The 11,729-nt window shown below is 74.8% G+C and carries 9 protein-coding genes; 4 read left to right on the top strand and 5 right to left on the bottom strand.

Annotated features, from left to right (window positions below):
• The first annotated feature begins 8 nt into the window (after positions 1 to 8).
• Genes ACZ62B_RS22215 through ACZ62B_RS22200 form a run of 4 tightly spaced genes read left to right on the top strand, consistent with a single transcriptional unit; the run spans position 9 to position 4,325 of the window.
• Positions 9 to 1,127, top strand: a complete 1,119-nt coding sequence (locus tag ACZ62B_RS22215; RefSeq protein ID WP_469691797.1) for an ABC transporter permease — start codon at positions 9 to 11, stop codon at positions 1,125 to 1,127.
• Positions 1,124 to 2,038 carry an ABC transporter permease gene (locus ACZ62B_RS22210; protein ID WP_469691796.1) on the top strand — a complete coding sequence of 305 codons (915 nt, stop codon included), beginning with the start codon at positions 1,124 to 1,126 and terminating at the stop codon, positions 2,036 to 2,038. The genes ACZ62B_RS22215 and ACZ62B_RS22210 overlap by 4 nt, the downstream gene beginning before the upstream one ends.
• The gene (locus ACZ62B_RS22205) at positions 2,035 to 3,339 is read left to right on the top strand and encodes an ABC transporter ATP-binding protein (RefSeq protein ID WP_469691794.1); all 1,305 of its coding nucleotides are present in this window, start codon (positions 2,035 to 2,037) and stop codon (positions 3,337 to 3,339) included. The genes ACZ62B_RS22210 and ACZ62B_RS22205 overlap by 4 nt, the downstream gene beginning before the upstream one ends.
• Complete coding sequence (locus ACZ62B_RS22200) at positions 3,336 to 4,325, top strand: oligopeptide/dipeptide ABC transporter ATP-binding protein (RefSeq protein ID WP_468879538.1); 990 nt, start codon at positions 3,336 to 3,338, stop codon at positions 4,323 to 4,325. The genes ACZ62B_RS22205 and ACZ62B_RS22200 overlap by 4 nt, the downstream gene beginning before the upstream one ends.
• Positions 4,326 to 4,336: 11 nt before the next feature.
• On the opposite strand, the gene ACZ62B_RS22195 is transcribed toward ACZ62B_RS22200, so the two are convergent.
• The 5 genes from ACZ62B_RS22195 to ACZ62B_RS22175 form a co-directional block, all read right to left on the bottom strand.
• A complete protein-coding gene (locus ACZ62B_RS22195; protein WP_344564158.1) occupies positions 4,337 to 5,290 on the bottom strand; it encodes a bifunctional riboflavin kinase/FAD synthetase in 954 nt (317 codons plus the stop codon).
• Between the two features lie 145 nt (positions 5,291 to 5,435).
• Positions 5,436 to 9,617: a serine protease gene (locus ACZ62B_RS22190; protein ID WP_469691793.1), complete on the bottom strand. Its 4,182-nt coding sequence runs from the start codon at positions 9,615 to 9,617 to the stop codon at positions 5,436 to 5,438.
• Positions 9,618 to 9,865: 248 nt separating this feature from the next.
• Positions 9,866 to 10,771 carry a tRNA pseudouridine(55) synthase TruB gene (gene truB, locus ACZ62B_RS22185; protein WP_344564152.1) on the bottom strand — a complete coding sequence of 302 codons (906 nt, stop codon included), beginning with the start codon at positions 10,769 to 10,771 and terminating at the stop codon, positions 9,866 to 9,868.
• Complete coding sequence (rbfA, locus tag ACZ62B_RS22180) at positions 10,768 to 11,217, bottom strand: 30S ribosome-binding factor RbfA (RefSeq protein WP_073936958.1); 450 nt, start codon at positions 11,215 to 11,217, stop codon at positions 10,768 to 10,770. The genes truB and rbfA overlap by 4 nt, the downstream gene beginning before the upstream one ends.
• A gap of 49 nt (positions 11,218 to 11,266) precedes the next feature.
• Positions 11,267 to 11,560, bottom strand: coding sequence for a DUF503 domain-containing protein (locus tag ACZ62B_RS22175; protein ID WP_344564220.1), 294 nt, complete (start codon positions 11,558 to 11,560; stop codon positions 11,267 to 11,269).
• Positions 11,561 to 11,729 lie beyond the last annotated feature (169 nt).

Below are 11,729 nucleotides of genomic sequence, written 5' to 3'. Positions count from 1 at the left end.
GGACACTCATGACCGCTGACGCGACATCCGCATCGGCAGGGGGCACGGGGGCCTCCGGTCCGCCGAGGAAGGACGGACCGGAGGCCGCCCACCGGCCACGCGGGCCACGCGGGCCACGCGGGCCACGCGGGCCACGCGACGGCCGTATCACCACCGCGTATCCGCGCTATGTGGCGGGCAAGCTCGCCGGCGCGGCCGTGTCCCTCCTCGCCGTCCTCGTCACCAGCTTCTTCCTCTTCCGGCTGATCCCCGGCGACCCGGTGAAGTTCATGACCGGCGGCCGTCAGGTGTCGGCCGAGCAACTGGCCGCGTACCGGGAGCAGTTCGGGCTGGACCTGCCGTTGTGGCAGCAGTTCACCGACTACTGCGGCAAGGCGCTCACCGGTGATCTGGGGACGTCGTACCAGTTCAACGCGCCGGTGGTCGACAAGATCACGGAGGCGCTGCCGAACACGCTGCTGCTCACCGGCACCGCCTTCGTCCTCTACACGGCGCTCGGAATCGTCCTGGGCACCCGGTCGGCGTGGCGGCACGGGCGGCTCGGCGACAAGCTCAACACCGGCCTGGCGCTGACGCTTTACTCCCTCCCCTCCTTCTGGCTGGGCCTGCTGCTGATCGTCACGCTGTCGGTGGGGATCGGGCCGCTGCCGGGGCTGTTCCCGACCGGTGGCATGGAGTTGGGCGGGGAGGAGGGCTTCGCGTACGTCGTGGACGTGGCGCACCATCTGGTGCTGCCGGTGGTGACGCTGGTGGCCGTGGATTACGGGCAGACGCTGCTGGTGACGCGGTCGGCGCTGCTGGACGAGATGGGCAGCGACTACCTGACCACCGCGCGGGCCAAGGGGCTGCGCGACGACCTCGTACGGCGCCGGCACGCGGTGCCCAACGCGCTGCTGCCGACCGTGACGCTGATCTTCATCAACCTCGGGCGGACGGTGGCCGGTGTGATCCTGGTGGAGACGGTCTTCTCCTGGCCGGGTCTGGGAGGGCTGTTCTACCAGGCACTGAGCGTGCCCGACCTGCCGTTGGTGCAGGGGCTGTTCTTCGTGTTCGCCGCGGCGGTGGTCGTGATGAACACGCTCGCCGATCTGATCTATCCGCTGTTCGATCCCCGGGTGGGCCGATGACGACCGAGAAGATGCCGACCGCGCGCCCCCGCGCCCTGGCGTGGCAGCGGCGCCGGGCCTCGGCCGCGCGGTTCTGGCGGCAGTACCGTACCCACCGGGCCGGTCTCTTCGGCCTCGCCACGCTCGCGCTGTTCGCACTGCTCGCCCTGGCCGCTCCGCTGATCGTCGGATCCGACGTGGCCGACGTGACCGGCGCGCCGGGCAGCCCGTTGGAGCGCCCGAGCGCGGAATTCCCCTTCGGGGCCGACCGGTTCGGGCGGAACCTGCTCGGTCTGGTGATCTGGGGCGCGCGGGTGTCGCTGCTGGTGGGGCTGCTGGCGGCCGTGCTGTCGGTGGCGATCGGCACGGTGATCGGGGTGACGGCGGGGCACTTCCGGGGCTGGTACGCGACGGTGGTGATGCGGATCACCGACTGGTTCCTGGTGATGCCGACGCTGGTGCTGGCGATCGCGCTGGCCACGGTGATGTCCCGCTCACTGCTGACGATCGTCGTGGCGATCGGGGTGACGACCTGGCCGACGACGGCCCGGCTGGTGCGGGCGCAGACGCTGGCGGTGGAGACCCGGCCGTACATCGAGCGGGCGCGGGCGCTCGGCGGCGGGCACTGGCACATCATGTCCCGGCATGTGCTGCCCAATGTGATGCCGCTGGTGCTGGCGCAGACGACGCTGATCATCTCCTCGGCGATCCTGGCGGAGGCGACACTGGCCTTCCTGGGACTGGGTGATCCGACGGTGGTGTCGTGGGGCGGGCTGCTGCAGGACGCCCGGGAGGCGGGTGCGGTCAGCGCCGGGCACTGGTGGTACCTGGTGCCGCCGGGCATCGCCATCGCCGCGGTGGCGCTGGCGTTCACACTGTGCGGACGGGCCGTGGAGTCCGTCCTCAACCCCAGGCTGGGGGTGTCCCGTTGAGTCTGCTCGACGTCAGAGGACTGACGGTCACGTACGCGGGCGGGGCGGCCGCCGTGCGCGGGGTGGATCTACGGCTGGACGCGGGCCGCAAGCTGGGGATCGCCGGGGAGTCGGGCTGCGGCAAGTCCACCCTGGCGCTGGCGCTGCTGCGGCTGCTCCCGGCCGGGACGCGGGTCGGCGGGGAGATCCTGCTGGACGGCGAGGACGTACTGGCCATGAAGTGGGGCCGGGTACGGGCGGTCCGCTGGGCCGGGGCGTCCATCGTGTTCCAGGGTGCGATGCACTCCCTCAACCCCGTGCGGCGCATCGGCGACCAGATCGCCGAGCCGATCCTGCTGCACCGGAAGGCCACCCCGGCCGGGGCGCGGAAGAAGACCGGGGAGCTGCTGGAGCACGTCGGTCTTCCGGCCGCCCGTGCGTCGGCGTACCCGCACGAGCTGTCCGGCGGTCAGCGGCAGCGCGTCATGATCGCCATGGCGCTGGCCTGCGACCCGCGGCTGATCATCGCCGACGAGCCGACGACCGCGCTGGACGTGATGATCCAGGCGCAGATCCTGCGGCTGATCGAACAGCTGGTCGCGGACCAGGACGTGGGGCTGATCATGATCAGCCATGACCTCGCGGTCCTCGCCGGCACCTGTGACCGGCTCGCGGTGATGTACGCGGGCCGGGTGGTCGAGGAGGGCCCGGCGGGAGGGGTGTACGAGGCCGCCCGCCACCCCTACGCCCAGGCGCTGTCGGCCGCGTTCCCGCGCATCGGCGACCCGGCGTCGCGCTTCGCGCCGCGTGGCCTGCCGGGCGATCCGCCGGACCCGGCGGCGCTGCCGTCCGGCTGCGCGTTCCATCCACGGTGCCCGGTGGCACTGGACTCCTGCGCCACGGAGGACCAGCCGCTGCGGAACGCGGGCCCGGACCGGCGGGCGGCGTGCGTACGGGTCACCACGGCGGCCGAACCGGCCGACGAACCGGATTCCCCGCGGGGCGCTCCGGCCGGCGGCTCGGGTGCGCGGCAGGACGCGGCGGACGGTGATCCGGACGCCCACCGGGACACGGCGGACGACACCCCGGATCCCCGGCCGGGCAAGGCAGCCCACGGCCCGGCCCCCCGGCCGGGCGAGACGACCGACGACTCCGGCACCCGGCACGGCACGACGACCGACGGACCCGACCCCCGGCACGGCACGACGACCGACGGACCCGGCCCCCGGCCGAACACCACAGCCGACGCATCGGACGCCCGGCGGAACGCGGCAGACGGTGATCCGGGGTCCCTGGAGGAAGCGAGGCCCTGTACCCCATGACCACTTCCACCACTCCCCTCCTCAGCGCCAAGGGTGTGCGCATCGCCTTCCCGGGGCGGCACGGGGCCCCGGACGCCCGGGCCGTGGACGGTGTCGACCTGGACGTCCGGCCCGGTGAGATCGTCGCCCTGGTCGGCGAGTCGGGCTGTGGCAAGACGACGCTGGCCCGCGCCCTGCTGGGTCTGGTCGAGCCGACCGCGGGCCGGGTCACCTTCGACGGGCGGCCGCTGGAGTACTCCGGCCGCTCCCTGAAGGCGTACCGCAGGCGCGTACAGCTGGTGCTGCAGGACCCGAGCGGCTCGCTCAACCCCCGGCACACGGTGTACGACGCGGTGGCCGAGGGGCTGCGCATCCACGGCCACGGCGGTGACGAGCGGGCCGCGGTCGCCGACGCCCTGTCCCGGGCCGGGCTGCGCCCGCCGGAGCGCTTCTTCCTGCGCTATCCGCACGAGCTGTCCGGCGGTCAGCGGCAGCGCGTGGTGATCGCGGGCGCGCTGGTACTGGAACCCGAACTCCTCGTCGCCGACGAACCGGTGGCCTCCCTCGACGCGTCGGTACGCGGGGAGGTCCTCGCCCTGCTGCTGCGGCTGCGCGCCGAACTGGGCCTGTCCGCGCTGGTGGTCACCCACGATCTGGGGCTGGCGTGGAACATCGCCGACCGGGTCGCGGTGATGTACCTGGGCCGGATCGTGGAGACCGGGGCGGTGGAGCGGGTCCTGACGGCCCCCCGGCATCCGTACACCCAAGCCCTGCTGTCGGTCCTCCCCGAGGCACCGGGCGAGCCGGTGGTCCTCACGGGCGAGCCCCCGGACCCGTCCCGCGTCCCGTCCGGCTGCCGGTTCCACGCCCGTTGCCAGATCCTGGCGGGCGGCGAGGCGGACCGGGCGGGGGTGGCGGAGGCGTGCCGGGGCCTGGATCCGGAGATCCTCGACGGGGGCGGCACGGCCCAGGTGGCGTGCCACTGGGCGCACGCCCGAAAGAGCTGACCGGACGGGCCCTACGGCTTCTCGGCCGCGGCCACGAGGGTCTTGCAGCGCTCGACGTCCTCGGCCATCTGCTCCAGCAGCGCCTCCAGCGTGTCGAACTTCGCCTGGCCGCGCACGAAGGCCAGGAAGTCGACGGCGACGTGGAGGCCGTACAGGTCGAGGCCGACGCGGTCGATGGCGTACGCCTCGACCGTGCGCTCGGTGCCGTCGAACTGGGGGTTGGTGCCGACGGAGATCGCGGCCGGCATGGCCTCGCCCTGGGCGTGCAGCCAGCCGGCGTAGACGCCGTCGGCGGGGATCGCGGTGTGCGGGAGGGTCTCGACGTTGGCCGTGGGGAAGCCCAGGTCGCGGCCGCGCTGGGCGCCCCGGACGACGACGCCCTCCACCCGGTGCGGGCGGCCCAGGATCTCGGCGGCGCCCTCGACCTCGCCCTCGGCGACCAGGCGGCGGGTGAGCGTGGAGGAGAACGGCTCGCCGCCGCCCGCCTCACCGCTGACGTACAGGTCGACGACCTCGACGTCGAAGTCGTAGACCCGGCCCTGTTCGGCGAGGAACTCCACGTTGCCCGCGGCCCTGTGGCCGAAGCGGAAGTTGGGGCCCTCGACGACCGCCTTGGCGTGCAGCTTGTCGACCAGCACCTTGACGACGAAGTCGGCGGCGGACAGCTTCGAGAACTCGGTGGTGAAGGGGAGGATCAGGACCGCGTCGACACCGAGGCCGGCCATGAGTTCGGCGCGCCGGTGGTGCGGGGCGAGCAGCGGGGGGTGGCTGCCGGGGCGGACGACCTCGCTGGGGTGCGGGTCGAAGGTGACGACGACGGCGGGGACGCCGAGCTCCCGGGCGCGGTCCACGGCATGCCGGATGATCAACTGGTGCCCACGGTGGACTCCGTCGTAGGAGCCGATGGTGACGACGCTGCGCCCCCAGTCCTGGGGGATGTCCTCCAAGCCACGCCAGCGCTGCACTGTGCCTGCTCCTTGTCGAAACCTTGTCGAACGAACCCGAGTCCGTGGACTTCTCTGCGCAGCTCTAAGGGTGCCATGCCGCGTGCCGGGGGCCCGCATCGGCATGGGGGCTGTGTGACGGGGTGCACGTGCCGGCCGGGCGGGGTCAGGCGGGGACGACCGCTCCGGCCAGGTTCTCGATGGTCCGGCGGGTGGCGGGCCCGATCAGCGCGGACCACTCGCGCGGGGCGTCCGTCAGCCAGCCGGCCACGGCGGCGGCGAAGCCCGGCACATGGCCGCCCAGGTCGGCCAGGCAGTGGTCGAAGCGGGCGGCGCCCTCCGTGGTGCGCGCGAGGAGCAGCCCGGTGCGGTGGACGAGGACGCGCGGCTCGGGGCCGGTGTTCCGGGCCGCGGCGCGCAGCACCGCCTCCAGGACGGCGGGGTCGGACTCGCGGGCGAGCAGGGTGTCCAGCAGTTCGCGGCGCAGCGGGCGGGAGGCCGGTGTGCCGGGGCCGGCGAGGATGCCGGCGAGGGCCACCCGCAGCGGTTGCGGGCCGCCGTCGAGCAGGCCGGTGAGCAGGGCCCTCAGTACGGCACGGGCGGCGGGGCCGCGCTCCAGCCGCCCGTCGGCGTACGCGGCCACCTGTCCCGTCAGCTCCGGCCGCCGCTCCACCGTCTCCCGTACGAGTGCGGCGACCCGGCGGGCCAGGGCGGGCGGGGCGGCGTCGGCGAGGGCGCGGAACGTCTCGCCCGCGCCGGTCCCGCCGAGCCTGGTGCGGAAGGCGTCGAGGACGGGCTCCGGGTGGGTGGCGAGGGCGGGGGTGAGCGCGCTCGGCGGGAGGTGGGGGTCGCCGGCCGCGAAGCGCTCCAGGGCCCGCGGGAGGTGGCGGTCCCTGCTGTTCGGGTCGCGGACGAGGAGGGCGAGGGCGCCGCCGTGCAGCTCGCGGTCGGCGGTGCGGACGAGGACGGCGAGCGCCGCGTACCTCAGCAGGGTGCGGTCGGTGTCGTCGCGCGCGTACGGCGCGACGAGCAGGCCGTAGGCGATGGCCGTGGCCCGGCGTGCGGGTCGTTCGTCCTTCGCCCACCGGTCGACGGCCCTGCACATCGCGGCGGGTTCCTCCTCCGTCAGCACGGTGAGCAGTTGGTCGGCCCGCCGGTGCGCGCTGTCGGCGAGCGCCTCCGTCAGCGCGTCCGGGGCCGCGTGCCGGTGGGTGTGCAGCAGCGCCTGCGCGGCGGTCGCCACGGTCGCGTGCGGAGTGGCGGGCAGCGGCCGCTCGTCCTCGAACCAGCGGATGAGGTACGGCAGTACGGCGACGGGGTCGGCGGCGAGCAGCCGGGCGGCGGCGTCGAGGAAGCGGGGCCCGTTCTCGCACGGGGGGCCGTCGGCGTGCACGAGCCGGCGCAGCAGTGCGCACCGCGTCTCCGGCGGCAGCCGGAGAGCGGCCCAGAAGGCGGGCCCCAGCTCCGGCGGCACGCTCCGCCGCTGCTCCCGCCAGGCCACGAGACGGTCGGCCAGCAGCCGCAGCACGTCCGTGTACGGCGTCGCGTCGGCCACGCGCGCGAGGGTCCCGCCGAGCAGCCGGGCGGCCCACCAGGAGCCGGGGTCGGCGTCGAGGGCGTGCACCAGATCCGTGAGCCGCGTGGAGAGCCGCCTGCTGCCGTGCCGCCGCGCGAGGAACAGCAGGGCCTCGACGACGACACCGACGCGGTGGTGCGGGACGGGGGTGCCGGCCGGAAGGACGGCTTCGCCGCCGGGGGCGGCCGGGAGGAGGTCGACGGTGGGCGGCACCGGGCGTCCGACTGCCACGCCGGCCCCACCGCCGTCGGCCGTCGCACCGCTGTGGTGGAAGAGGCAATCGTCAGCGGGCCGGTAGTCGGTGTCGGCGACGGCCCAGGGGTCGGGGCCGACAACGGTCCAGGGGTCGAAGGCGACAGCGGGCAGACCACGACGGCCACCGGCCGAACCGGCCCGGCGGCCGGACGGCGGGAGAGACCCCTCAGCGGCGTCCCGGCCTCCGGAAGCGGCGGCGGCCGGCCACGAGGTGCGCCCGTCAGGAGCGACCGGAGCGGCGGGAGCGGCGGGAGCAGTACGGTGCCCGTCCGCCGCACCGGGCCCACGGCCGGACGACGGAAGGGACCCCTCGGCGGCATCCCGGCCGCCGGGCGGCGGGACGTCGTCCTCGGCGGCGGCCGGCCACGGGGCGCGCTCGACAGGAGCGGTGCGGCACCCGTCCGCCACGCCAGTCCCAAGGCCGGACGACGGAAGGGGCTCCTCGGCGGCAGCAGGCCGCGGGGCGCGCCCGTCGGGGGCGACCGGAGTGGCGGGGGCGGTGTGGACCAGGGCGCGCAGGGCGTCGTCCACGTCGAGGTGGGTGCCGTGGAGCCAGTCGGCCAATTCCTCGTCCGCGAACCGGTAGCCGGTCGCCCCGGCCGGGACGAAGAGTTCCTCGGCGAGCACGGCCGAGGCCCAGCCGGTGCCGCCGCCGAGCCGGTCGGGGGCGGGCCCCCGGGGGAACACCACGTCGAACGTCTCCCGGTCCAGTCCGCCCGCGCCGAGGCTGCGCCGGGCGGCCTCGTGCACCTGTCCGGCGACCTTGGCGGCGAGCCGGCGTACGGCGGTGCCGCGGATCCCGTTCCCGTCGGCGAGGCGGACGGCGATCCGCAGGCACATCAGGTCCAGGTGGGCCGAGAAGACGTCGTCGCGGTCGACGGGGGCGTCGGGGGCGGTGTCGGCGAGGGCGGACCGGATGTCCGCGAGCATCCGCAGGGTCAGGGGGTGGCGGGCGTCGGCGTCGGCCACCGCGCCCTCGGGGACTCCGTGGCGGGCGCGCGCCCGGCGGGCCTCCTCGGCGGTGAGGTCACCGAGGACCACACAGGCGGGGAGCCCGTCGGGGCGGGGCGCACCGGCGTGCAGCAGCTCTTGCGGGAACCCCGCCTCCTCCCAGTACTCCGCGCGGCACGCGACCACCAGCCGGGCCCCCGTCGCCCGCAGCCACCGGACGGTCCCGGCGGTCCACTCGGCCGGCCTGTCGAGCAGGGTCTCCTCGGGGCCGTCGAGGAGGAGCAGCAGGGGGTGGCCGGCCGTGCGGGCGAGTCCGGCCAGGTGCTCCGGGCTCACATCACCGAGGGCGTCCGGAGGGGCCGGGAACGGGGCGCGGGAGGCCGCGACGACGACGGCGGCCCGGTCCAGTGCCCGGCGGGCGGCGTCCGCGACCGAGCCGTCGCCCGCGTCCAGGTCTGCACCACGCAGCCGGAGCGTGGGCCGGCCCGCGCGGTACCGGCGGGCGGCGAGCGCCGCGAGCTGCGTCGTACGACCGCTGCCGGGCGGCCCGACCAGCCCCAGCACGGCGGCCTCCCCCCGCTCGAACGCGGCGAACTCCGCGAGCACGGCGGACCGGTCGACGGGTCCCACGTCACCGCCAGACCCGCCCCACCCGCCCGAGGAAACCCCCGCACCCACAGCACCAGCCGACCCGTGCCGCTCGAACGCGGCGAACCCCGCGAGCACGGCGGACCGGTCGACGGGTCCCACGTCACCGCCGGACCCGCCCCGCCCGGCCAAGGAAACCCCCGCACCCACAACAGACCGGCCGACAGACCCCACGCCGCCAGCCGACCCGCCCCGCCCGCCCGAGCCGGCCGTGAGCTGCACCACCCCGGCAAGGTTGAGGTCGGCCCCGTGGGCCGGGACCGTCGCCGCGTTCTCGGCGAGCAGTGCGGCGAGCGGGCCCTCGGCGAGGGCCGGGGGAGGCAGCCGTACGGCGAAGCCCTCGGCGCGGTCGTCCGAGTGGAGCGCGGTGCCGAGGACACCGAGGACGGTGCCGGTGGTGGCGTCGAGGACCGGGCCGCCGGCGGCGCCGCCGCCGAGTCGCAGTGCGTCCCGGCCCGCGGTGCCGACCGCCAGTTCCAGGGCGTCGCCCAGTGCGTGCGCGCGGTCGGTGGCGGTGTAGGTCACGGGGCCCGTCCCCAGCACGCGCGCCTCCCGCCAGCCCGCGGCGGGGATCCGCACGTAGGTGCCGGGCCGGACGGCGCGTCGCGTGGTGACCGGCAGCGGTGCGACGCCGAGCCCCTCGCTGCGGACGAGGGCCAGGCCGAGCGCGGGCAGCGGGGTCACCGCGTCCGCGGTCACCACGCACCGGCGGCCGGCCGCCGCGTGCAGCACGAGCCGGGGCAGACCGTCGACCGCCTCGTGACCGGTGATCACCGTGCCGTGGTGGTCGGCCACGAAGCCGGTGCCGCGCGGCCGGCCGGCGAGGTCGTGCAGGCGGACCAGGACGTCGCACGGGTCCGGAGCGTCGTCCGGGGTCTCCCGTTCGTGACGGGGTTCGTACGCGTAGGGGGACGGCATCGTCGAACCTCCCGTCGCTCATCCGTGCCCTCGGCTGCGACAGTAGGGCCGGGATGATCAGCGGGACAGATCGCCCGGTGAACGCGCCCCCTTCCGCTCCCCCGGTTCACTCCGAGCGCCCGCGCTTACGGGTGAACAGACGGGGGTGGATGGATACACCCTAGGGGTGGGGGAACCGAGGGGGACCGTGGAGCGGCGGCATGTCCATCCCCGTGACGCCGCTCCACGGACGGATCCCCGGAAGGGCGTCAGCCGAAGACGGCCAGGCTCTTCGCCTTGCCCCGCTGCTCCTCGACGAGGGCCAGGAACCGGCGCTCGGGACCGAACACGGCCACCGCTCCGGAGCCGGCGTACTCCTCGGGCATCTCCAGGCGCACCCCGTTGGTGAGCAGCCTGGCCCGCCGGTCGTCGACGTCCCAGCGCGGGAACGCGGCCGTGGCGGCCTCGGCGATCGGCATCACCGTCAGCTCCTGCTGGAGCTGGTCCAGCGTCCTCGCGGAGTCCAGCTTGTACGGGCCGACGCGGGTGCGGCGCAGCGCGGTGAGGTGCCCGCCGACGCCCAGTCCCGCGCCCAGGTCGCGGGCGAGGGCGCGGATGTAGGTGCCGGAGGAGCAGACGACCGACACCACCAGGTCCAGCACGGGGGTGCCGTCCTCGGCGACCGCCTCCCGGACGTCGTACACGGAGAACGAGGAGACGGTGACCGGCCGGGCGGGGATGTCGAACTCCTCGCCCTCCCGGGCCCGCTTGTAGGAGCGCACCCCGTTGATCTTGATGGCGCTGACCCTGGACGGCACCTGCATGATGTCGCCGGTCAGCCCGGCGACGCCGGCGTCGATGCCCTCGCGGGTGACCGCGGAGGCGTCGGTGGAGGAGGTGATCTCCCCCTCCGCGTCGTCGGTGAGCGTGTTCTGCCCGAGCCGGATCGTGCCGAGGTACTCCTTCTCGGTCAGCGCGAGGTGGCCGAGGAGCTTGGTCGCCCGCTCGACGCCGAGGACGAGGACTCCCGTCGCCATCGGGTCGAGGGTGCCGGCGTGGCCGACGCGCCGGGTGCGCGCGATGCCGCGCATCTTGGCGACCACGTCGTGCGAAGTGAAGCCCGACGGCTTGTCGACGATGACAAGGCCGTCGGGCGTGGTGGGCTTCCGGTTCATTCGGCGGTGTCGTCCGTCTCGTCGTCTTCCGGCTTGCGGTACGGGTCGGCCTCGCCGGCGTACGTGGCGCCCGCGGACGCCTCGCGCACCTTCGCGTCGGACTGGCGCGCCCGGTCGAGGAGGTCCTCGATGTTGCGTGCCGTGTCCGGGAGCGCGTCCATGACGAAGGCCAGGGTCGGCGTGAACTTCACGCCGGCCGCCCGGCCCACCTCGGAGCGCAGGACGCCCTTGGCGCTCTCCAGGCCCGCCGCGGCGGCCTTGCGCTCCTCGTCGTCCCCGTACACCGTGTAGAAGACGGTCGCCTCCCTGAGGTCACCCGTGACCCGGGTGTCCGTGATGGTGACGTGCGAGCCGAGCCGCGGGTCCTTGATCCCGCGCTGCAGCTTCTGGGCCACCACCTCTCGGATGAGGTCCGCCAGCCTTTTCGCCCGCGCGTTGTCGGCCACTGGTCCGTCTCCCGTTCTTTCCTGTCTGCGTATCTCTGGGCTGTGATCGTCAGTCGTCTTCACCGTGGAAGCGCCGCCTGACGGACAGCAGTTCCACCTCCGGGCGCCCGGCGACCAGCCGCTCGCAGCGGTCCAGTACGTCGGTCAGGTGCCCCGCGTCGCCGGACACCATGGCCAGGCCGATGACCGCCCGGCGATGGAGGTTCGTGTGATCCACCTCGGCCGCGCTCACCGCGTACTTGCGCTGGAGCTCGGCGACGATCGGGCGGACGACGGAGCGCTTCTCCTTCAGCGAATGCACGTCGCCGAGGAGGAGGTCGAAGGACAGCGTCCCCACATACATGTGTGCAACCGGTTCACCCGCCGGTACGGGATCGATGGCCCCGCCATCCGTGGTGGGCAGGGACATCAGAACCGTACATCGAAGGGGGCGCGGCGATCGACGGATATTGCGCTCCGCCGGCCGCGCCGCGGTGCGTCCGCACACACGCGCCGGCCGGCGGGACCCGGGT

It is taken from the genome of Streptomyces sp. NPDC053426 (assembly GCF_055585405.1).
Note: the sequence above shows the minus strand (reverse complement) of the source record. Positions and strands in the feature narration are given on the sequence as shown.